Consider the following 21034-nt stretch of genomic DNA (forward strand, 5'->3'; position numbering starts at 1 on the left):
CCGCGCGCTGGTTCGCAGGTTTCAGAAGATCGACGTCAATGAGCCCTCGATCCCGGATGCCATCGCCATCCTCAAGGGCCTGAAGCCCTACTACGAGGACTTCCACAAGGTGCGCTTCACCGACGACGCGCTCAAGGCCGCCGTCGAGCTCAGCGCGCGCTACATCAACGACCGCAAGCTGCCCGACAAGGCGATCGACGTCATCGACGAGACCGGCGCCAGCCAGATGCTGGTGACGGCCGACCAGCGCAAGGCGGTGATCGACGTCGAGGACATCGAGACCACCATTGCCAGCATGGCCCGCATCCCGCCCAAGTCGGTGTCGAAGTCGGATGCCGAGTTGCTGGCCGGGCTCGAGGCCAACCTCAAGCGCGTCGTGTTCGGCCAGGATCCGGCGATCACCGCGCTCGCCTCGGCCATCAAGCTCGCCCGCGCCGGCCTGCGCGAACCGGAAAAGCCGATCGGTTCCTACCTGTTCACCGGCCCGACCGGCGTCGGCAAGACCGAGGTCGCCAAGCAACTCGCCGACACGCTCGGCGTCGAGCTGTTGCGCTTCGACATGTCGGAATACATGGAGCGGCACACGGTCTCCCGCCTGATCGGCGCGCCGCCGGGCTATGTCGGCTTCGACCAGGGCGGCCTGCTGACCGACGGGGTCGACCAGCACCCGCATTGCGTGGTGCTGCTCGACGAGATCGAGAAGGCGCACCCGGACCTGTTCAACATCCTGCTGCAGGTGATGGACCACGGCAAGCTGACCGATCACAACGGCAAGTCGGTCGATTTCCGCAACGTCATCCTGATCATGACCTCCAACGTCGGGGCCATGGAGCTGCAGAAGTCGCCGATCGGCTTCGGCCGCAAGCGCGAGCAGGGCGACGACGAGGAGGCGGTGAACCGGCTGTTCTCGCCGGAGTTCCGCAACCGGCTCGATGCCATCATCTCCTTCGGCCCGCTGCCGCCGGCGGTGGTGCGGCAGGTGGTGGAGAAGTTCGTGCTGCAGCTCGAGGGCCAGCTTGCCGAGCGCGGCGTGACCATCAACCTCACGCCCGAGGCGGCGGAGTGGCTGGCCATGCGCGGCTACGACGAGCGCATGGGCGCACGGCCGCTCGGGCGCGTCATCCAGGAGTTCGTCAAGAAGCCGCTGGCCGAGCAGGTGCTGTTCGGCGAGCTGGTGAATGGCGGCTCGGTCACCGTGGCGGTGGTCGGCGTCGGGCCCGACGCCAAGCTCGAGCTGATCGCGGCGCCGCCGCGGCCGGCCCGCCCTAAGGCCATCGCCGGCCCGAAGAAGAAGACGGCGAAGCCGCCGGCGGAAGAGAAGAGCTGAGCCTACCGCCAGCACAGGCAAGAAGAGGGCCGGGAGCGATCCCGGCCCTCGTCGTCTGCGGCTGCCTGCCTGCTACAGCGCCGCGGCGATGGCCCGGGCCTGCTCGGCCAGTTCGCCATCGTCCGCCCGGCCTTCGCCGTGGCGCCCGAGCGGCACCCCCTCGTAGATGGGGATGACGTGGAAGTGCAGGTGGAACACGGACTGGCCGGCCGGCGCCTCGTTGAACTGCATTACCCGCACCCCGTCCGGCTGCAGGGCTTCGTGTACCGCCCGAGCCAGCTTCTGCACGTAGGGAATGACGCGCGCCAGCACCGCCGGGTCGGCATCGAGCAGGTTGCGCGAGGGAGCCTTCGGAATGACGAGGAGATGACCCTTGGCTTGCGGGAAGATGTCCATCATCACGAACACCTGGTCGTCTTCGAACACCTTGTGCGCCGGAATTTCGCCGCGCAGGATCTTGCCGAAGATGTTGTCGGGGTCGTAGGCGCTCAAGAGGCGGCTCCCATGGCTTGCTGGTACTGGTTTCCCGGATATTCGGCGATCGACTCCTCGATGACGTCGACGGCGAGGCCGGTGCCGTCCTCGAGCAGCAGCTTTTCCCTGAGGTCGCGCGCCGCCATCTCATAGGACTGGTCGGTGGCCAGCTCGTCGAGCGCGGCGGCGAGGATGCCGGGGGTGAGCTTGCGCAGCCTGACGGGCGGCGGCCCGCAGCCCAGTTCGAAGGCGCGCTTGCCCCAATAGGGCTGGTCGAAGAACTGCGGCACGATGAAGGTCGGCTTGCCGGCGTAGAGCCCGGTATGGGTGGTGCCGGCGCCGCCGTGGTGGACGACGGCCTTGACGTGCTCGAACAGCTTGGAATGCGGCACCTTGCCGATGGCGTGGACGCTCGGCGGCAGGTCTTCGGTGCGGATGCCGCCCCAGCCGCGGCCGATGACGATGCGGCCGCCCCACAGCTGCAGGGCCTTGAGGATGATCTCGGTGTTGCGTGTCGCGCCCCACGGCATCGAGCCGAAGCCCAGGTAGATCGGCGTCTCGCCGGCGGCGAGGAACTCCTGGAACGCCGGGTCCGGCTCCCATCCGGTGATGTCCTCGAGCCGCCAGAAGCCGGTAATCGTCACCGAATCCGGCCAGTCCCCGGGCCTGGGCGAGATGGTGGGCGAATAGGCGTGCAGCGCCGGGATGCGTTCACCGCGGGCGTTCCTGGAGAAGCCGGCGCGCTTGCGGCTGCGCAGGCCGAGCAGCTTGGTGCGCATGCGGTCGCGCGGGAAATCGTAGTAGCTCTGCTGTGCCGCCTGCACGACGTAGCTCAGCCGGTTGAACAGCGGGTCGATGCTGATGCGGTTGAACAGCGGGTCGGGCGGCGGCCCTTCGTAGGTGAAGTGCGGGAATTCGCCGGTCGGGTTGATCGGCTGGAACGCTGTCATGATCGCCGGCACGTCGAGCGCTTCGGCGATGTCGACGGCGAAGTTGGTGGTCTGGTGGAACACCAGCGCGTCGGCGCCCTGGGCTGCGACCCACAATTCGCGGCACGCCGTCTTGAGGATGTTCTGGCCGTCGCGCAACAGCTTGGGGGCGTAGAGCAACAGGTTCTTCGACATGGCGTTGTCGAACTGGCTCTGCCGGATGAAGGCCTGGATGTCGGTGCCGAGATTGTGGAACTCGATGCCGTGGGCGGTGACGAACTCCTCGAAATCGCTGCTGGTGCACAGGATGACCGAGAAGCCGCGCTTCTGCAGGGCCAGCGCCAGCGCCACGAAAGGCTGCACGTCTCCCATCGTGCCAATTGCGGCAATCGCGACGCGCTTGCCCATCAGAATTCCTTCCCAAGCCGGAACGCGTGCCGGCCTGTCCGTGCGGACGGCACCGGCGCGTGGTTTTGTCGTGCCACGGTGGCGCCCCGCGGTCAACTGCGGGAGCCGGCGGCCTTCCTGAACGGCGTCAGGTCCGCGAGCGCTTCCTGCTCATGCCGGACCGCGGCCCGTTCCTGCTCAACGAAATTGGCGACAGCGTGGCGCAGGCCCGGATGGCCGATCCAGTGGACCGAGCGCGTCGTCGCCGGCGCATAGCCGCGCGCCAGCTTGTGCTCCCCCTGGGCACCGGCCTCGACCGTCCCGAGGCCGTGGGCGATGGCGTAGTCGATGGCCTGATAGTAGCACAGCTCGAAATGCAGGAACGGCACGTGCCGCGTCGCGCCCCAGTAGCGGCCGTAAAGCGTGTCGGTGCCGATGAGGCTGAGCGTGCCGGCAATCGGGGTGTCGCCGTCATAGGCGAGCATCAGCAGCACCCGCTCGGCCATCGCCGCCGAGAGCAGGGAGAAGAAGTCGCGGGTGAGATAGGGCCGGCCCCATTTGCGGCTGCCGGTGTCCATGTAGAAGGCGAAGAACGCATCCCAGGCGGCTTCGCTCAGCTCGCCCCCGCTCAGCCATTTCACGGTGAGCCCGCCGGCGAGCGCCTCGCGCCGTTCGCGCCGCATGAGCTTGCGGTGGCGCGAGGACAGCGTCGCGAGGAAATCCTCGAAGCTGCCGAAGCCCTGGTTGTGCCAATGGAACTGGACGTCGTGGCGGACCAGCCAGCCGGCCTCCCGCGCCATGGCCTCCTCGTCCGCCGGCACGAAGGTGGCGTGCACCGAGGAGATGCCGTTCTGCCCGGCCAGCGTTGCCGCGCTCTCGAGCAGGGCCCGCCGGACGGCAGGGTCGCCGCCGCGCGCCAGCAGCTTGGGGGCGGTCACCGGCGTGAACGGGATCGAGGATTGCAGCTTGGGGTAGTAGCGCCCGCCGGCACGGCCAAAGGCATCGGCCCAGCCGTGGTCGAAGACGTACTCGCCCTGCGAATGGCTCTTGAGATAGAGCGGCATGAGCCCGACGGCGGTGCCGCGGCCGTCCGCAAGGACGATGTGCTGCGGCTGCCACCCGGTGCGGCGCGTGGCGCTGCCCGATTCCTCGAGCGCGAGGAAAAAAGCGTGGTCGAGGAAGGGGTTGTCCGGCCTTCCTGCCGTCGACGGCAGCAGCGCGTTCCAGGTGGCGGCAGGTATGTCCCCCGTCGCCCCGTGCACCGTGGCGGTGAGGCTGTCCTCAGGCACTTTCCGGGTCGAATCCCTCGAACACGATCTGGTCGGCGCCCGCCGCCGCCAGCCGCGCCTGCGCCGGGTCGCGCACGGTCCAGGCGGTGACCGGCACGCCGAGGCTGCGGAACAGGCGCACCGCCGGCAGCTGCAGCGCCTCGAAATGGCAGGAGATGAAATCGAAGCGCGACCATGGCCAATGCAGCAGGTGCCTCAGGGCGAACTTGCGGCGCGGCGACAGGCCCTTTTCCCAATCCGGCTTGTCGTAGGCATAGGTGATGATGCCCACGGGGCCGCCGAAGCCGTAGCGCCGGATCAGCGCGATGAGCGTGGGGTCGAAGGATTCGACGGTCACCGGCCCCTTGTAGGAGGCCAGCGCCGCGGCGGCGCTGCGCGCCAGCGCGTCCGTCGCCGCGGCGCCCTGCTGCGCCTTCAGCTCGATCTGCAGCAGCGTGCGCCCGGCGATCTGTTCGAGGAACTCGGTGAAGCGCTGCGGCCGGTCGCCGGCCTCGCTGCCGATGAGGGGCAGGGCGGTGAGTTCGGCGATGGTCTTGTCGCGCAGGAACCCCCTGGCCCCGGTCAGCCGCTCGAGTTCGTCGTCATGGAAGACCACGGGGACGTGGTCGCTCGACAGCTGCACGTCGCATTCGATGGGAAAGCCGCGCGCAATGGCACGCTCGAAGGCGGTGCGGCTGTTCTCGATCACGCCGCCGGCGCGGTCGTGCAGCCCACGATGGGCGATGGGGCGGTCGAAGCTGGGTCGGGTGGTCATTGCAGGTCCGGGGTTGCCGATGCGTTCGCTGGTGGCCTCGCATCGTCTGGTGACAGCGGCGTGTCAGCCTTCCACTTCGACAATGGCTTCCACCTCGACCGCGGCGCCCAGGGGCAGCGCCGCGAGCCCGATGGCGGAGCGGGCGTGCTTGCCCTTGTCGCCGAGCACGCCGACGATCAGGTTCGAAGCCCCGTTGGCCACCAAATGGTGCTCCTGGAAATCGGGCGTCGAGGCGACGAAGACGGTGAGCTTGAGCACGCGCCGGACGCGATCGAGGTCGACGCCGGCGCTGTGGACGATCTGGCTGAGCACGTTGACCGCCGCCAGTTCGGCGGCGTTGCCCCCCTGCACGACGTTCATGGTGTCGCCGAGCAGGCCGGTCACCGGGCCGTTCTCGTTCGACGAGATCTGGCCGGAGACGTAGATGACGTTGCCGGTGCGGGTGACGGGCACGTAGCTCGCGACCGGCGGTTTGGGCTGGGGCAGCTCGTAGCCGTATTCGCGGAGCTTTTCGATCGGCGTGGTCATTTCGGGCTCAACCTTCTTCGTCTTTGGTTTTTCGGGCGTCCGGGAGCACGTGGCCCCGGACGCGGGTATAGAGTTTTCCGCGGATGACGGCATCCCGGCCGAAGCGATCGCGCACCCGGTCCATGGCCCGTTCGGCCGCGGCCTTGCGGCCGATCGCCGGCTCCAGTAGGTCGACGGGGTCGGCGCCGCTGGCGGTGCCGAGCCCGCTGATGCCGATGCCGATCAGCCGGAACGCGGTGCCGTCGGCCTCTCGCGCCAGCAGCTGCACGCCGGTGTCGTACAGCACGCCAGCGAGCTGCGTCGGGATCATCAGATGCCGCGCCCGCGTGCGCAAGCGAAATCCCGCCGACTTGAGCTTGAGCGTGACGGTGTCGCCCACCAGCCCCTTGGCCTTGAGGCGCTCGGACAGCCGCTCGCACAGCGCCAGCAACTCGATGGACAGGGGCTCGAAGCTGTCGAGGTCGCTGTTGAACGTGGTCTCGCTCGAGACGCTCTTGGTCTCCCCGTCAGGCGCGACCGTACGTGGATCGTCACCGCGCGCCAGCCGGGCGAGCCGGGCGCCGCTCTCGCCGTAGCGCCGCGCGAGCTCGGCCGGCGCCGTCTGCTGCAACTGCCCGATGGTCTCGAAGCCGTCCCGCTTCAGGGCCTCGCCGAACACCCGGCCGACCCCGTAGATGAGGCCGACCGGCTTGTCGGCGAGGAACGCCAGGGTCTCCGCCTTGCCGATCACGGCGAAGCCGCGCGGCTTGTCGAGGTCCGAGGCGATCTTGGCGAGGAACTTGTTGTGCGACAGCCCCACCGAGACGGTGATGCCGATCTCCTCCTCGACGCGCCGGGCGAAGCGGGCAAGGACCCGGGCCGGGCTGGCCTTGTGCAGCGCCGCCGTGCCGCTGAGGTCGAGGAAGGCCTCGTCGATCGACAGCGGCTCGACCAGCGGCGTCAGGTCCTCCATCAGGGCACGGATGCGCCGGCTGACGGCGACGTACTTGGCCATGTCCGGCTTGATGACGACGGCGTCGGGGCAGAGCCGCCTCGCGGTGAACATCGGCATGGCCGAGCGCACGCCGCTCTGGCGCGCGATATAGCAGCAGGTGGCGACGACGCCGCGCACCCCGCCGCCGACGATCAGCGGCTTGCCGGCGAGGCTCGGGTCGTCGCGCTTCTCGATGGATGCATAGAAGGCGTCGCAGTCGATATGGGCGATCGACAGGGTGTGGAGCTCGTCATGCGCCAGCACGCGCGGCGATCCGCAGCTGGCGCAGCGGGCCGGCGCCGCGGTCGCGGTGCCGGTAGCGGCGCAGTCCCGGCACAGGGTATGCAGCACCGGCATGGCTGCACTATCCGGCCGGATTGAGCGCGGCCCACACGCGCATGAAGTCTTCGGGCTTGAGCCGGTTGTTGGCGCACAGGGCCAGCAGCAGCGCCTCATTGCCGGCGAAATAGTCGATGAGGCCGTGGTCCAGCTGCGTGCTGCCGAGGGCGGCGCGCAGCGACTGCGGGGTGTAGCCCGCCACGGCCATGAATTCGGCGAGCTGGCCGGGATCCTCGGCCAGCAGGTCGAGGCACATCCGGGCCAGCGATTCGGCGCCAGGAGGCAGGGATTTCGGCACGGTTCGTGGCTCGCGTCGGCGGTTGCGGAATGGATTGATGTTAGCCTACGGATGGGGCAGAACACAGTACCCGCCGGCCCACAGGGGATTCCTTGCCGCACAGCGCCAGAAGCGAGATCGTATGCCCAAGACCGTGATGATCGTCGAAGACAACGAGCTCAACATGAAGCTGTTCAACGATCTGCTCGAGTCGCGCGGCTACTCCATCATCCAGACCCGCAACGGCATGGAGGCGCTCGATCTGGCCCGCGCCCACCACCCGGACCTGATCCTAATGGATATCCAGCTGCCGGAGGTCTCGGGCCTCGTCGTCACCAAGTGGCTCAAGGAAGACGACGACCTGCAGTCGATCCCGGTGATCGCCGTCACCGCCTTCGCCATGAAGGGCGACGAGGAGCGCATCCTGCAGGGCGGCTGCGAGGGCTACATCTCCAAGCCCATCTCCGTGCCTCACTTTTTGGAAACGATTGCCCGCTACATTGGACCCGCCAATTAGGGCGTAAAGGCATATTTCCAAAGCGTATTAGGGGCGATCTTTGACGGCACGCGTGCTGATCGTCGACGATATTCCAACGAACGTGCGGCTGCTCGAGGCGCGGCTGACGGCGGAGTATTTCGAGGTACTGACCGCTGCCAGCGGGCAGCAGGCCCTCGATTTGTGCGAGGCTGGCGGCGTCGACATCGTGCTGCTCGACGTGATGATGCCGGAGATGGACGGCTTCGAGGTCTGCCGCCGCCTCAAGGCGAGCCGCAAGGCCCACCACATTCCCGTGCTGATGATCACGGCGCTGGACCAGCCGTCCGACCGCGTCCGCGGGCTGCAGGCGGGCGCCGACGACTTCCTCACCAAGCCTATCGACGACATCCAGCTCATGGCCCGGGTCAAGAGCCTCGTCCGGCTCAAGGTGCTGACCGACGAACTGCGCGCCCGCGCCATCACCGGGCAGGAGATCGCCGTCGAGGACGCCATCCCCGCTACGGAGTCGATCGATGCCGACGGCGGCCATATCCTGCTGGTCGATACCGACCCCCGCGGTGCCGAGCGGCTGCGCGGCTACCTCGCGGGCTCGCACCAGGTGCACGTGCTGGCCGATCCGGCCGAGGCGGCCGCGGCCGTCGGCATCGGTGACTACGAATTGGCGCTGGTCAGCATGTCGCTGGGCCAGTTCGACCCGTTGCGGGTGTGCTCGCAGATGCGCACGCTGGAGCAGGGCCGAACGCTGCCGATCATCCTCGTGGCCGACGAAGCCGACCGGGCGCGCGTCGTGCGCGGCCTCGACCTCGGGGTCAACGACTTCATCCTCAGGCCGGTCGAGCCCAACGAACTGGCCGCCCGCGTGCGCACGCAGATCAGGCGCTATCGCTATGCCGCGGAGCTGCGCCGCAGCGTCACCAACACGCTGGCGCTGGCCGTCACCGACGAACTTACGGGCCTGTACAACCGGCGCTATTTCGACCGGCACCTGGCCATGATGCTCGACAAGGCGCGCGAGCAGGGCCGGGACATGGCGCTGCTGCTCATCGACATGGATTTCTTCAAGGCGGTGAACGACATGCACGGCCACGACGCCGGCGATGCGGTGCTGCGCGAATTCGCGGTGCGGCTGCGCCGCAGCGTGCGCGGCGTCGACCTCGCCTGTCGCTTCGGCGGCGAGGAATTCGTCGTGCTCATGCCCGACACCGACTACCGCCAAGCCCAGAACGTCGCCGAGCGGGTGCGCACGGCCATCGCCGAGCGGGCCTTCGAGGCGGGCGGCGCGGGCCGGCCTCTGGCGGTGACGGTCTCGGTCGGCGTGGCGCTCAACGAACGCCCGGACGACACGCCGGAAACCCTGCTCAAGCGCGCCGACGTGGCGCTCTACCGCGCCAAGCGCGCCGGCCGCAACCGCGTCGTCTTCGACGCCGCCTGACACTGCGGGCCGGCTCCTCCCCCTCCCGCCAGCGGGAGGGGCGGGGAGGAGTTGCATTCCTGCCCGTCGCCCACCCCGTCATCCTCGAGCGTGACCACGCGCAGCGAGGGCGGAACAGACCCAACAGTATCCGCCGACAGGCGCCAGTCTAGCCGAAGGGATGACTTGCGCGCCGCCGGGAAAGCCACTCTATTAGGGTTACCGGTTCATTATAATGCTCGTTGGGACTTTCGGTACCGGGCCGTTGCAGCTAGCTTGCCCCCAGCGAGACAGTCGCCGAAACCAACGGCGCTTCTCCATGAAATCCCTACGGTTTGTCTCAGGTCCGCCGCAACTCCTGGGTCCGTAGGGCGGCTGGTCCGCAGCGGGCAGAGTGGCCTCTTCGACATGCTGCTGCGGACCAGCCACTCCTAGCGACTGCAGTCCCCGCGCAAGGCTATTCGGCCGGCAGCGGCTCGACTGCGGTGTCCTCGCCGCGATGGAAGGCAAGCGCCATGCGGAAGCTGTGGGCGATGCGTTCGGCCAGCCCGATCACCGCCGCGGCGCCGTCGGGCGAAAAACACTCGCGGGCGGTCTGCCGGAACAGCGCGAGCCAGCGGGTGAAATGGGCGTCCTCGACATCGTCGAGGCGCAGATGCGGGGCCAGCGGCCGGCCGGAATAGCGGTCGGTCTTGAGCAGCACGGCGCTCCAGAAATCGCACATCTTGGCCAGATGGGTGGACCACTCGTCGGGGGCGATCTCGCGCAGGAAGACCGGCCCGATCACCTCGTCGTCGCGCACGGCGGCGTAGAACCCGTGCACCAGGCGATGGATGTTCTCCTCGGTGATGCTGCTGCCCGGGCGCTGCTCGGCGCCGACCTGAACCGAGCCCACTGCGCTCATGGCCGATATCCTTCTGCTTTGGCTCAACAATAGGTGGACGCCGGCGCCGCCGGCAAGCCCGGCGGTTGCGGCATATGGCACCAAACAAAAACCCCGCGCCGGGGCGCGGGGTCTGGACGAAAACCGCTGGCGAAGCGGCTTACTTGATCTTGGCTTCCTTGAAGTCGACGTGCTTGCGCACCACCGGGTCGTACTTCTTGAACGACAGCTTCTCGGTCTGGGTGCGGGTGTTCTTCTTGGTCACATAGTAGAAACCGGTGTCCGCGGTCGACACGAGCTTGATCTTGATCGAATTGGCTTTGGCCATGGGTGTGATCCTTGAAACACCGAGCCGCGCGGCGAGGCGCGCGGCTGTTGAATTTGGCGGCAACCTACGGATTTGCGGCCGAATGTCAAGCCGCGACCTCGCTGCGAAAGGTCGAAACTAGATGGCGTCCGGCGCCGCCGGGTCGCGGAAGGTCGGGTCGAAGCCGTGCATGTAGTTGGCCCATTGCAGGCCGACCACGGCGCCCTTGATCGAGGGCAGCATGGCCAGCGGCAGGATCACCGCCAGCGGCGCCAGGGTGAGCAGGTAGACGTAGGGGGCAATGGTCATGGTCATTTCCATGTGCAGCATGGCGCCCACGAGAATATGCCCGAAGATGATGATCGAGATATAGGGCGGCAGGTCGTCGGCCTTGTGGTGGTGCAGTTCCTCGCCGCACACCGGGCACTCGTCGTTGACCTTGAGAAAGCTGCGGAACAGCTTGCCCTCGCCGCATTTCGGGCAGCGGCAGCGCAGGCCCTTGCCGACAGCGGGCAAGAGGGGGCGGGGTTGGCGGTCCACGGTGACGTCGATAGGCATGGGTTACCTCTTGCGGCGGCCCCTGGGCGGAGCCTTTGGCTTAGATGGGCGGCGCGCCGGCCGCTTCAAAGACGACCGATTGACGCGGGTTCCTTCCGAGAGAAGTTCGAATCGCAGCGCACCGGCGACGGGCGCCACCTCCAGCAGCCGCAAGGTCACGTTGTCGCCGAGCCGGAACATCTCGCCGGTGCGCTCGCCGATCAGCGCCTGCTGCTCCTCGATGTGCCGGTAGTAGTCGGCGCCCAGCGTGGAAGCGGGCACGAAGCCGTCGGCGCCGGTCTCGCTGAGCCGGACGAACAGCCCGGCACGCGCCACCCCCGAGATGCGGCCCTCGAACTGGGCGCCGATCTGGCCGGCGAGGAACTGCGCCAGCAGCCGGTCGGCGGTTTCGCGTTCGGCTGCCATGGCCCGCCGTTCGGTTGCCGAGATGTGCTGGGCGATGCCCGGGAGCTTGGCGATCTCGCCTTCGCTCAGGCCGTCCTTGCCGAGATCGAGCGCGGTGATCAGCGCGCGATGGACGATGAGGTCGGCGTAGCGGCGGATGGGCGACGTGAAGTGCGCGTAGCGGTCGAGGTTGAGGCCGAAATGGCCGTAGTTCTCCGCCGAATATTCGGCCTGCGCCTGGCTGCGCAGCACCATCTCGCTGACGTGGTCGATCTTGCCGCCCTCGCGGGCCTTGGCCAGCACGCGGTTGAAGTCGGTCGGCCGCACCGCCGCGCCCTTGGTGAAGGGCAGCGCCAGCGACGACAGGAATTCGTGCAGCGCCTCGAGCTTCTCGGGCGACGGGGTATCGTGCACGCGGTAGAGCAGGGCGGCCCTGTGCGCCTCCAGCGTCTCCGCGGCGGCGACGTTGGCGGCGATCATCATCTCCTCGATCAGCCGATGCGCCTCGAGCCGCTCCGGCACGCGCACGTCGGCCACCATGCCGCGTTCGTCGAGCACGATCTTGCGCTCCGGCAGGTCGAGTTCGAGCGGCCCGCGCAGCGCCCGGTTCTGCATCAGCGCCGCGTGGGCCTTCCACAGCGGCCGCAGCACCGGCTCGAGCAGCGGCGCCGTCCTGTCGTCGGGATCGCCGTCGATCGCCGCCTGCACCTGGCCGTAGCTGAGCCGCGCCGCCGAGCGGAACACGACGCGGTGGAAGCTGTGCCCGCGCTTGCGGCCGCGCGCGTCGATGACCATCCGCACCGCCAGCGCCGGCCGGTTCGCACCCTCCTTGAGCGAGCACAGGTCGTTCGAGATGCGCTCCGGCAGCATCGGCACCACGCGGTCGGGGAAATACACCGAGTTGCCGCGCAGATAGGCCTCGCGGTCGAGCGCCGAGCCGGGGCGCACATAGGCCGCGACATCGGCGATGGCCACGTAAACGATATGGCCGCCGGGGTTCTTCGGGTCGGGATCGGGCTCGGCGAAGACGGCGTCGTCATGGTCCTTGGCGTCGGCCGGGTCGATGGTGACGAGCGGGATGTGACGCCAGTCCTCGCGCCCGCGCAGGGTGACGGCTTTCGCCGCCTCGGCCTCGCGCAGCACCGAATCGGGGAAGCGGTAGGGGATGTCGAGGCTGTGGATGGCGATCATGCTGACCGCCCCCTCGCTTTTCGGGTTGCCGATGACCGCGACGACCTTGGCGCGCGGGATCATCAGCCGCCCGGAGAGCTTCGTCTCCACTTCGACGAGGTCGCCGTCGCGCGCGTCGCCAAGATCGCCGGCGGGGATGCGCATCTCCCTGAGCTTGCGGTCGACCGGCACCAGCCGGGCGCCGTCCGCATCGAGGCGCACGATGCCGATCTGGCCGCGGCGCGGCTTGTCGAGGATCTTCATCGCCCGGGCGGTGTACTGGGGCACCGGCCCGTCGCCGGCGTCGATGCGGGCGAGGATGCGGTCGCCGGGGCCGGGCACCACCCGCGCCGCCCTGGGCTGCATGATCGCGACGCGGGGGGCCTCGCCCTCGTCCTCGTTCCAGCTCGCCGGGTAGGCGTACAGCTCCTCGGGGTCCGCTTCGGCCGGGATGTCGAGCACGGCCACCGCCGGCAGCGTCGCCGTCCGGCGCATGCTCCGGCGCGAGCGGGCGATCAGCCCGTCCGCCTCCATCTGCCGCAGCAGCGCCTTGAACGGCGTGCGCAACTCGCCGCGGATGCCGAAATGCCGGGCGAGGTCGCGCTTGCGGTCGAGCCCGGGCGCGCCGGCCAGGGCTTCGAGCACGGCTTCGCGCGTGGGCAAGGCCGCGGCCGCGGTGCGGCGCGGGCGCTTGGGGTCGGTGCGCGGTCTGGGCGGTCTCGCCATCGGTCTTTCCTAGGCGCCAGTCTCCGCCTTCGCCTTCTTCGCCGCAACCGTCTTGGCGGCGGATTTCCTGGCGGCCGGCTTGCCGGTGGCGGCCTTCTTTGCGGCGGGCTTGCGCGCCGCAGCCTTCTTCTTGCCGCCGCCCGTCGCCGCCTTGGCGGAGATCAGCTCCATGGCCTGCTCGAGGGTCACGTCTTCCGGCTTCAACGTCTTGGGCAGCGTTGCGTTCACCTTGCCCTGGTTGACATACGGCCCGTAGCGGCCGGCCCGCACGGTGACGGGGCCGTCAGCGTGCTCGAAGCTCTTGATCGCCGGTTGCGCCGCCCCGCCGCGCCGGCCACCGCCGGCCGCCTTGGCCGCCAGCAGGTCGACGGCGCGGTTGAGCCCCACCGTGAACACTTCTTCGGCGTCGGACAGGTTGGCGTAGGTGCCCTCGTGCAGCACGAACGGGCCGTAGCGGCCGATGCCGGCGGTGATCATCTTGCCGGTTTCGGGGTGCAGGCCGACGTCGCGCGGCAGCGCCAGGAGCTGCAGCGCCTTGTCGAGCGTCATGGCGGCTGCCGTCCAGCCCTTGGGTAGGCTCGAGCGCTTGGGTTCGGCGCCGTCGCCGAGCTGCACGTAGGGGCCGAAGCGCCCGGTCTTGAGGAGGACCGTGAGCCCGCTCTCGGGGTCGATGCCGAGCGTGCCGTCGCCCGCGGCCTCGCTGGCGCCGCCGGTGGCGGCATCCGACAGCTGCATGGTATGGCGGCACTCGGGGTAATTCGAGCAGCCGATGAAGGCGCCGAACTTGCCCAGCTTCAACGACAGCGTGCCGGTGCCGCAGGTCGGGCAGCGCCGCGGGTCGGAGCCGTCGGCCTTGGCCGGGAACACGTGGTCGGCCAGCAGATCATTGAGGGCGTCGAGCACCTCGGAGACGCGCAGGTCCTTGATCTCCTCGGTGTGGCGCGAGAACTCCTCCCAGAACTGGCGCAGCACTTCCTTCCACGACAGCTTGCCGTCGGAGATGAGGTCGAGCTGCTCCTCGAGCGTGGCGGTGAAGCCATACTCGACGTAGCGGGAAAAGAAGCTCTCGAGGAACGCCGTGACCAGCCGGCCGCGGTCCTCGGGGATGAGCTGGCGCTTCTCGAGGCGCACATAGTTGCGCTCCTGCAGCACGCTCATCGTCGCCGCGTAGGTTGACGGCCGCCCGATGCCGAGCTCTTCCATCTTCTTGATGAGGCTGGCTTCGCTGTAGCGTGGCGGCGGCTGGGTGAAATGCTGCTCGATCAGCGCCGCTTCGAGGCGCGGCGTATCGCCGACGGCGAGCGGCGGCAGCTCGCGGCTGTCCTCGTCGTCTTCTTCCCGGTCCTCCTTCGCCTCGACGCCGTAGAGCGCGAGGAAGCCGGGAAAGGTGACAACCGAGCCGACGGCACGCAGCGCGACGGCGCGGCCCCCGGCCACGACATCGATGTCGGCGGTGGTGCGCTCGATCTCGGCCGGCCGCATCTGGCTCGCCAGCGTCCGCCGCCAGATGAGGCCGTAGAGCTTGTGCTGGTCGGGGTCGGCCCGCAGCGTGTCGGGATGGCGGAACATGTCCGTGGGACGGATGGCCTCGTGCGCTTCCTGCGCGTTCTTGGCCTTGGTCTGGTAGATGCGGGGGGTCGGCGGCAGGTAGGCGGTGCCGAATTCCTTGTCGATGGCCCGGTGCGCCTGGTCGATCGCCTCGCCCGCCATCTGCACGCCGTCGGTCCGCATGTAGGTGATGATGCCGCCCTCGTAGAGCCGCTGGGCGATCTGCATGGTGCGGGCGGGCGAGAAGCCGAGCCGCGAGGAGGCGTCCTGCTGCAGGCTGGAAGTGGTGAACGGCGCGTACGGGTTGCGCCGCGTGGGCTTCTTTTCCACGGCAGCGACGCGGAAGCTGCCCGCCTCGATGGCGCGTTTCAGCGCCTCTGCATCCTCGCCGGTCTTGATGTCGAGCTTGTCGGTCTTGTTCCCGTCGACGGAATAGAGGCGGGCCTCGAAGCTCTTGCCCTTCTCGTTGAGCCGGGCGCCGACGCTCCAGTATTCCTGCGGCTTGAAGCGCTCGATCTCGGCCTCGCGGTCGCACACCAGCCGCAGCGCCACCGACTGCACGCGGCCCGCCGAGCGCGACCCCGGCAGCTTGCGCCAGAGAATCGGCGACAAGGTGAAGCCGACGAGATAGTCGAGGGCGCGCCGCGCCAGGTAGGCGTCGACCAGCGGCGCGTCGATGTCGCGCGGATGCTGCATCGCCTCGGTGATGGCCGACTTGGTGATGGCGTTGAAGACGACGCGCTTGACCTTCTGGTCCTTCAGCACCTTTTTCTGCCGCAGCACGTCGAGCACGTGCCAGGAGATCGCCTCGCCCTCGCGGTCGGGGTCGGTGGCGAGGATCAATTCGTCCGCGCCCCTGAGCGCGGCGGCGATGTCGGACAGCCGCTTTTTCGCGCCGGAATCGACCTCCCAGCTCATCGCGAAATCTTCCTCCGGGCGGACCGATCCGTCCTTGGCCGGCAGGTCTCGTACATGCCCGAAGCTCGCCAGGACCTCATAGTCCTTGCCCAGATAACTGTTGATCGTCTTGGCCTTGGCCGGACTTTCAACGATCACGAGTTTCATGGGCGGCCGCTTTCGGGGAGGGGGGTCGAACGCGGCGCAACATGGTGAAGCGCCGTTGCGCTGTCAACCGGCCCACCACCGGCCGTCATCCTCGGGGGCGCGCAAGCGCAGCCCGAGGACCCAGGCGGAATGTCGGAGGACGCACGATTGCCCACTGACGTGGCGCCAGGCCTGGGTCCTCGCGACAAGCGCGAGGATGACGGACGGTGGGTGTTGGAAAATCGGGTGCTATTACATCACCTCTTCCTCACCCCGGACTCCCCGGAGGGGGCCCGACTCGGGCCACTCACCCCTTGAGCGCCACCAGTTGCCCGCTGCTCCATTCGATGCGGCCGTCGAGGTCGAGGCCGAGCAGGAGCGTCTGCATGGCGCCGGGCGGCAGCCCGGTGGCGCGGATGAGATCGTCCACCGGAACCGGCGTGTAGCTCAGCGCCGAAAGGAGCCGCTCCAGTTCGGCGTCCCCGGGCGGCGCCTCGGCCGCATCCGCGTCTGGCTCCGGTTTCCAGTCCGGCTCGAACAGCGTGCGGCGTGCCGGGTCGGCCTCGCCCAGTGCGGCGACGACGTCGGCGGCCCCGGTCACCAGCCGCGCCCCCTGCTGGATCAGCGCGTTGCAGCCTTCGGCCCGCGGGTCGAGCGGCGAGCCGGGCACGGCAAACACCTCGCGGTCCTGCTCGAGCGCCATGCGGGCGGTGATCAGCGAGCCGGACCGCCGCGCCGCCTCCACCACCACGATGCCCAGCGACAGGCCCGCAACCAGCCGGTTGCGGCGCGGGAAATCGCGGGCGCGAGGTTCCCAGCCGAGCGGCATTTCGCTGACCAGCATACCGCCCTGCGCCACGATTTCCGCAGCCAGCGGGACGTTCTCCTCCGGATAGATGCGGTCCATGCCGCCGGCCAGCGCCGCCACGGTGCCGGTGGCAAGGCTGGCCCGGTGGGCCGCCGCGTCGATGCCCCGGGCGAGCCCCGACACCACTACGTAGCCGGCCGCGCCCAGCTCCGTCGCCAGTTGGCGGGTGAGTTTCTGGCCGGCGGTCGAGGCATTGCGGGCGCCGACGATGCCAACAGTGCGCTGCAGGCTGGGCTGGGAACGGCCGATCACGGCGAGTAGCGGCGGCGCCCCGGATGCGTATTTGAGGAGCGCCGGATAGTCGGCCTCGACGGAGGCGACGAAACGGCCGCCGAGCCTCGCCAGCCCGGCCATCTCGTCCTCGGCCTCTGCCACCGATGGAATGCGCGGCGTCGCGCCGAGCCGGCGGGTGAGGCGGGGCAGGGCGGCGAGCGCCGCCTCGGCCGACCCCTCGCGGCGCAGCAGCTGGCGGAAGGTTTGCGGGCCGACATTGTCGGTGCGGATGAGGCGCAGCCAGGCAATGCGTTCGGCGGCGGTCAGCGCTGTGCCGTCCGCCCGCGCCGGCATGGCTCAGTCCGCCTTCGGCCTGTCGCTGCCGATCCTGGGTTCGGTACCCCGGATCAGGCGCTGGATATTGGCGGCGTGCCGCACGGTGAGGATCACCGACAGGACCGCGGCGGCCGCGGCCAGGTCGAGCCCGGACAGCACATAGGCGAAGATCGGGGCGGTGGCGGCAGCGGTCAGGGCGGCCAGCGACGAATAGCGTTGGGCCACGGCTATGACGAGCCAGGTGGCACAGAAGATCAGCCCGACGATCCAGTTGAGGCCCAGCAGCACCCCGATATAGGTGGCGACGCCCTTGCCACCCTTGAACGAAAGCCACACCGGGAACACGTGGCCGAGGAAGGCGGCGACGCCGGCCATCATCGCCGGCCCTTCTCCCCACAGATAGCGGGCTGCGAGTACTGCTGCCGCGCCCTTGGCCGCGTCGAGCAGCAGCGTGGCGGCGGCAAGGGCCTTGTTGCCGGTGCGCAGCACGTTGGTGGCGCCGATATTGCCCGAGCCTATGGCACGGATGTCGCCCAGCCCGGCCGCGCGCGTCAGCAGCAGGCCGAAGGGAATCGAGCCGAGCAGGTAGCCCAGCAGCGCCGCGAGGATGACGTCGAGGCTGATCATGCCGGCTCCCCCCCGAGCCCGTAGACCTTGCGCCCCCCGACGAAGGTCGCCATCACCTTACCGGCAAGCCGGGCACCTTCAAAGCTGGTATTGCGCGAGCGCGAGCGCAACTCGGCTTCCTTCACCTGCCAGGGGTAATCGAGGTCGAGCAGGACGAAATCGGCGGGTGCGCCGGCGGCGAGTCGGCCGCTTGGCAGGCCGAGGATCTCGGCGGGCCGCAGCGTCATGGCGCGCAGCACGGTGAGCAGATCGGCATCGTCCGAATGCACCAGGCGCAGCGCCGCGGCAAGCAGCGTTTCGAGGCCGACGGCGCCGTCCGACGCTTCGGCAAAGGGCTGGCGCTTGACCTCGGTGTCCTGCGGGTCGTGATCGGAGTGGATGACGTCGATGACACCCGCCTTCAGGCCGTCCACGAGGGCGCGCCGGTCGTCCTCGCTCCTGAGCGGCGGGGACAGCTTGAAGAAGGTGCGGTAGGAGCCGACGTCGTTTTCGTTCAGTGACAGATTGTTGATCGAGACGCCGCAGGTGACCCGGTCGTTGCGCCGCTTTTCGGCGGCCATGATATCGACGCTGCGCGCCGCCGAAATCTGTGCCGCGTGGTAGCGCACGCCGGTCAGCGCCGCGAGTTGCAGGTCACGCGCCAGCGGGATCGTCTCCGCTTCCGCCGGAATGCCCTTGAGGCCCAGCACCGTGGCGAACAGGCCCTCGTTCATCACGCCGTCGCCGGCGAGGCTGGCGTCGACCACGTGGTGGACCACCGGCAGGTCGAAATTGGCGGCATAGGTGAAGGCCGAGCGCAACAGCCCGCTCGACTGGATCGACCTGCGGCCATCCGACAGGCACACCGCCCCGGACTCCTTGAGCAGGCCGAACTCGGTGATCTCCTCGCCGGCCAGCCCCTTGGTGATGGCCGCGGCCGGCAGCACGTTGACCTTGCAGGTGGCGCGGGCGCGGCGCAGCACGAAGTCGACGAGGGCGCCGTCGTCGATGACCGGCAGCGTATCCGGCATGGCGACGAAGCTGGTGACGCCGCCCGCCGCCGCCGCTTCGCCGGCGCTCTGCAGGGTTTCGCGGTACTCGCGGCCCGGCTCGCCGGTGAACACACGCATGTCGATGAGGCCGGGCGCGAGCACGAGGCCCCGCGCGTCGATGACCTCGCCGCCTGCACCCGCCGGCGCGGCGCCGGGCGTGAGCGCGGCGATCATTCCGTCCTCGACGCGGAGCGTGCCGAGGCCGTCGAAATTCGAGGCCGGATCGATGATGCGGGCATTGATGACGGTCAGCGCGCTCATGCTGCCACCGGCGCGGGTTCGGCGAGCAGGGCGTCGAGTACCGCCATGCGCACGGCCACGCCCATCTCCACCTGGTCGGTGATCACGGAGCGGCCGCCGTCGGCGATCGCCGGGTCGATCTCGACGCCCCGGTTCATCGGCCCCGGATGCATGACGATGGCGTCCGGCTTGGCGCGCGCCAGCTTCTCGGCGTCGAGGCCGTAGAAGCGGTAATATTCGCGCACCGACGGGATCATGCGGCCGCTGGCGCGCTCGTGCTGCAGCCGCAGCATCATCACCACGTCGGCGCCGTCGAGCCCGGCCTGCATATCCGTGAACACCTCGCTGGCGAGGTGCTCGATGCCCCTGGGCAGCAGCGTGCGGGGCGCGATGACCCGGGTGCGCACGTGCATGGCGCCGAGCAGCAGCAGGTTCGACCGCGCTACCCGCGAATTGGCGATGTCGCCGCAGATGGCGACGGTCAGCCCCGACAGCCGCCCCTTGTGCTGATGGATGGTGAGCGCATCGAGCAGCGCCTGGGTGGGGTGTTCGTGCGCCCCGTCGCCGGCGTTGACGACCGAGCAGCCGACCTTCTGGCTCAGCAGTTCCACCGCGCCCGCCGCCGAATGGCGGACGATGATGACGTCCGGCTGCATGGCGTTGAGCGTCGCCGCGGTGTCGATCAGGGTCTCCCCCTTGGTCACCGAGGAGGTTTTCACCGACATGTTGACGACCAGCGCCCCGAGGCGCTTGCCGGCGATCTCGAACGAGGCCTGGGTGCGGGTGGACGGTTCGAAGAACAGGTTGATCTGCGTCTTGCCGGTGAGCGTCGGCAGCACCTTGCGCGGCTGCCGCGAGATCGGGATCATGGCCTCGGCGCGCGCCAGCAGCGCCATGATGTCGTGCTGGTTCAGCTGGCTGATTCCGAGCAGGTGGCGGTGCGGGAAAGGCGGTCTCTCCGGCGACCGGCCGCTGCCGCCGCTCGTGCCCGCTGGGCGCACCGATTGGGCCATGATACCTCCGTCCCGGATTGCTGCGGCGGGTCTATCGCAGGGTCCGGCCAGCGGCAAGCGCGGAACAACCCCATCGGGGCTTTATCCCCGCCGCAGCCGCTCCAGCGCCCCCTGCAGGATGTAGCTCGCGGCCAGCTTGTCGACCACCTCGGCCCGCCTGTCGCGCCGCATGTCGGCCTCGATCAGCGTGCGCGTGACGGCGCTGGTGGACAGCCGCTCGTCCCAGAAGGCGATGGGCACGTCCGTCTTCTGCATCAGGTTGCGGGCGAAGGCGCGCGTCGATTGCGCCCGCGGCCCCTCGCTGCCGTCCATGTTGAGCGGCAGGCCGAGCACGATCCCGACCGCCGCGTTCTCCGCGATCAGCTGCACGATGCGCTGCGCGTCCTGGGTGAACTTCTGCCGCCTGATGGTCTCGAGCGGGGTCGCCGAGTAGCGCAGGCCGTCGGAGACGGCGACGCCGATGGTGCGCGTGCCGAGGTCGAGCCCCAGCAGCTTGCCGGAGGCGGGCAGGGCAGCGAGCGGGTTGGGCAGGTCGGTCAACGGGGTCCCTTTGCATGGGCGGCCGCTTTGGCTACCTGTTGGGCCTCTAGCACGGGGGCGCAGGCAGTGAAACTCACCTGGTTCGGCGGCACCGCCATCCGCCTGCATGTCGGCGGCCGCATCTTTGTGGCCGATGCCGGCCAGGCGCCCGCCACCGTGGCCCGCCACGAACTGCTGTCGGGCGCCGATGCCGCCTTCGCGCTCGCCACCGCTGACGAAGGGCTGCCGCGTCTCGACCCCGCCGGCTGGCGGCCGCGCCCCGCCCCGCGTCCCCTCGACGAAGCAGCCGCGCCCGCCGGGCCCGCTCTCTACCGCATCGGCGCCGGCGCCGTGCTGGTCGACGTCCCGGGCGAGCCGGC

General features: G+C 69.2%; 21 protein-coding genes. 4 read left to right on the plus strand and 17 right to left on the minus strand.

The genetic code is table 11. The features are described 5' to 3' along the window. Positions 1-1327: AAA family ATPase (locus VGD93_RS09365; protein WP_395011402.1), on the plus strand; the 1327-nt coding region annotated here is incomplete at its 5' end. Positions 1328-1399: 72 nt separating this feature from the next. Here the strand turns inward: VGD93_RS09365 and VGD93_RS09370 are convergent. From VGD93_RS09370 to VGD93_RS09400, 7 genes are all read right to left on the minus strand, one after another. Next, complete coding sequence (locus VGD93_RS09370; RefSeq protein WP_395011404.1) at positions 1400-1819, minus strand: HIT family protein; 420 nt, start codon at positions 1817-1819, stop codon at positions 1400-1402. Then, on the minus strand, positions 1816-3138 hold the full coding sequence (locus VGD93_RS09375; protein WP_395011406.1) for a glycosyltransferase: 1323 nt from the start codon (positions 3136-3138) through the stop codon (positions 1816-1818). The genes VGD93_RS09370 and VGD93_RS09375 overlap by 4 nt, the downstream gene beginning before the upstream one ends. Before the next feature lie 92 nt (positions 3139-3230). Continuing rightward, a complete protein-coding gene (locus tag VGD93_RS09380; RefSeq protein WP_395011408.1) occupies positions 3231-4406 on the minus strand; it encodes a GNAT family N-acetyltransferase in 1176 nt (391 codons plus the stop codon). Then, complete coding sequence (locus VGD93_RS09385) at positions 4399-5160, minus strand: glycerophosphodiester phosphodiesterase family protein (protein WP_395011410.1); 762 nt, start codon at positions 5158-5160, stop codon at positions 4399-4401. The genes VGD93_RS09380 and VGD93_RS09385 overlap by 8 nt, the downstream gene beginning before the upstream one ends. A 63-nt stretch (positions 5161-5223) precedes the next feature. Next, positions 5224-5688, minus strand: coding sequence for a RidA family protein (locus VGD93_RS09390; RefSeq protein WP_395011412.1), 465 nt, complete (start codon positions 5686-5688; stop codon positions 5224-5226). A 7-nt stretch (positions 5689-5695) separates the two neighbouring features. Next, positions 5696-7018 (minus strand): DNA polymerase IV, encoded by a 1323-nt coding sequence (locus VGD93_RS09395; protein WP_395011414.1) that lies wholly within the window; start codon positions 7016-7018, stop codon positions 5696-5698. Between the two features lie 7 nt (positions 7019-7025). Beyond that, positions 7026-7298: a DUF3572 family protein gene (locus VGD93_RS09400; RefSeq protein ID WP_395011416.1), complete on the minus strand. Its 273-nt coding sequence runs from the start codon at positions 7296-7298 to the stop codon at positions 7026-7028. Between the two features lie 121 nt (positions 7299-7419). Between VGD93_RS09400 and VGD93_RS09405 the strand changes: the two genes are divergently transcribed. Together VGD93_RS09405 and VGD93_RS09410 are read left to right on the plus strand one after the other, a co-directional pair. Then, positions 7420-7794 (plus strand): response regulator, encoded by a 375-nt coding sequence (locus VGD93_RS09405; RefSeq protein ID WP_395011418.1) that lies wholly within the window; start codon positions 7420-7422, stop codon positions 7792-7794. Between the two features lie 40 nt (positions 7795-7834). Beyond that, a complete protein-coding gene (locus tag VGD93_RS09410) occupies positions 7835-9208 on the plus strand; it encodes a PleD family two-component system response regulator (RefSeq protein WP_395011419.1) in 1374 nt (457 codons plus the stop codon). Between the two features lie 436 nt (positions 9209-9644). On the opposite strand, the gene VGD93_RS09415 is transcribed toward VGD93_RS09410, so the two are convergent. From VGD93_RS09415 to ruvX, 10 genes are all read right to left on the minus strand, one after another. Beyond that, a complete protein-coding gene (locus tag VGD93_RS09415; protein ID WP_395011421.1) occupies positions 9645-10091 on the minus strand; it encodes a group III truncated hemoglobin in 447 nt (148 codons plus the stop codon). Positions 10092-10230: 139 nt separating this feature from the next. Further along, positions 10231-10398 carry a 50S ribosomal protein L33 gene (rpmG, locus tag VGD93_RS09420; RefSeq protein ID WP_395011423.1) on the minus strand — a complete coding sequence of 56 codons (168 nt, stop codon included), beginning with the start codon at positions 10396-10398 and terminating at the stop codon, positions 10231-10233. A 117-nt stretch (positions 10399-10515) separates the two neighbouring features. Further along, on the minus strand, positions 10516-10935 hold the full coding sequence (locus VGD93_RS09425; protein ID WP_395011425.1) for a DUF983 domain-containing protein: 420 nt from the start codon (positions 10933-10935) through the stop codon (positions 10516-10518). A gap of 3 nt (positions 10936-10938) precedes the next feature. Next, the gene (rnr, locus tag VGD93_RS09430; RefSeq protein WP_395011427.1) at positions 10939-13215 is read right to left on the minus strand and encodes a ribonuclease R; all 2277 of its coding nucleotides are present in this window, start codon (positions 13213-13215) and stop codon (positions 10939-10941) included. 9 nt (positions 13216-13224) lie between these two features. Continuing rightward, positions 13225-15828 carry a type I DNA topoisomerase gene (topA, locus tag VGD93_RS09435; RefSeq protein WP_395011429.1) on the minus strand — a complete coding sequence of 868 codons (2604 nt, stop codon included), beginning with the start codon at positions 15826-15828 and terminating at the stop codon, positions 13225-13227. A 286-nt stretch (positions 15829-16114) separates the two neighbouring features. Next, positions 16115-17242: a DNA-processing protein DprA gene (dprA, locus tag VGD93_RS09440; protein ID WP_395011431.1), complete on the minus strand. Its 1128-nt coding sequence runs from the start codon at positions 17240-17242 to the stop codon at positions 16115-16117. A gap of 3 nt (positions 17243-17245) precedes the next feature. Continuing rightward, entirely contained in the window at positions 17246-17851 is a 606-nt protein-coding gene (gene plsY / locus VGD93_RS09445; RefSeq protein WP_395011433.1) for a glycerol-3-phosphate 1-O-acyltransferase PlsY, read from the minus strand. Next, positions 17848-19143 carry a dihydroorotase gene (gene pyrC, locus VGD93_RS09450; protein WP_395011435.1) on the minus strand — a complete coding sequence of 432 codons (1296 nt, stop codon included), beginning with the start codon at positions 19141-19143 and terminating at the stop codon, positions 17848-17850. Before pyrC ends, plsY begins: the two co-directional genes overlap by 4 nt. Continuing rightward, positions 19140-20135: an aspartate carbamoyltransferase catalytic subunit gene (locus VGD93_RS09455; protein WP_395011437.1), complete on the minus strand. Its 996-nt coding sequence runs from the start codon at positions 20133-20135 to the stop codon at positions 19140-19142. Before VGD93_RS09455 ends, pyrC begins: the two co-directional genes overlap by 4 nt. Positions 20136-20216: 81 nt before the next feature. Further along, positions 20217-20675, minus strand: coding sequence for a Holliday junction resolvase RuvX (gene ruvX, locus VGD93_RS09460; RefSeq protein ID WP_395011439.1), 459 nt, complete (start codon positions 20673-20675; stop codon positions 20217-20219). A 66-nt stretch (positions 20676-20741) separates the two neighbouring features. Here ruvX and VGD93_RS09465 point away from each other — a divergent pair. Beyond that, positions 20742-21034 (plus strand): hypothetical protein (locus tag VGD93_RS09465; protein WP_395011441.1); only part of this gene is annotated, 293 nt, incomplete at its 3' end.

Origin of the sequence: Devosia sp. (assembly GCF_036406155.1) — a bacterium.
Classification (GTDB): Bacteria; Pseudomonadota; Alphaproteobacteria; order Rhizobiales; family Devosiaceae; genus Devosia_A.

Excerpts from the sequence above, each read along its gene's own strand:
- VGD93_RS09375 (WP_395011406.1), bottom strand. The coding sequence starts at position 3,138 with ATGGGCAAGCGCGTCGCGATTGCCGCAATTGGCACGATGGGAGACGTG.
- VGD93_RS09385 (WP_395011410.1), bottom strand. The coding sequence starts at position 5,160 with ATGACCACCCGACCCAGCTTCGACCGCCCCATCGCCCATCGTGGGCTG.
- VGD93_RS09390 (WP_395011412.1), bottom strand. The coding sequence starts at position 5,688 with ATGACCACGCCGATCGAAAAGCTCCGCGAATACGGCTACGAGCTGCCC.
- VGD93_RS09395 (WP_395011414.1), bottom strand. The coding sequence starts at position 7,018 with ATGCCGGTGCTGCATACCCTGTGCCGGGACTGCGCCGCTACCGGCACC.
- VGD93_RS09405 (WP_395011418.1), top strand. The coding sequence starts at position 7,420 with ATGCCCAAGACCGTGATGATCGTCGAAGACAACGAGCTCAACATGAAG.
- VGD93_RS09415 (WP_395011421.1), bottom strand. The coding sequence starts at position 10,091 with ATGAGCGCAGTGGGCTCGGTTCAGGTCGGCGCCGAGCAGCGCCCGGGC.
- rpmG (WP_395011423.1), bottom strand. The coding sequence starts at position 10,398 with ATGGCCAAAGCCAATTCGATCAAGATCAAGCTCGTGTCGACCGCGGAC.
- VGD93_RS09425 (WP_395011425.1), bottom strand. The coding sequence starts at position 10,935 with ATGCCTATCGACGTCACCGTGGACCGCCAACCCCGCCCCCTCTTGCCC.
- rnr (WP_395011427.1), bottom strand. The coding sequence starts at position 13,215 with ATGGCGAGACCGCCCAGACCGCGCACCGACCCCAAGCGCCCGCGCCGC.
- topA (WP_395011429.1), bottom strand. The coding sequence starts at position 15,828 with ATGAAACTCGTGATCGTTGAAAGTCCGGCCAAGGCCAAGACGATCAAC.
- dprA (WP_395011431.1), bottom strand. The coding sequence starts at position 17,242 with ATGCCGGCGCGGGCGGACGGCACAGCGCTGACCGCCGCCGAACGCATT.
- plsY (WP_395011433.1), bottom strand. The coding sequence starts at position 17,851 with ATGATCAGCCTCGACGTCATCCTCGCGGCGCTGCTGGGCTACCTGCTC.
- pyrC (WP_395011435.1), bottom strand. The coding sequence starts at position 19,143 with ATGAGCGCGCTGACCGTCATCAATGCCCGCATCATCGATCCGGCCTCG.
- VGD93_RS09455 (WP_395011437.1), bottom strand. The coding sequence starts at position 20,135 with ATGGCCCAATCGGTGCGCCCAGCGGGCACGAGCGGCGGCAGCGGCCGG.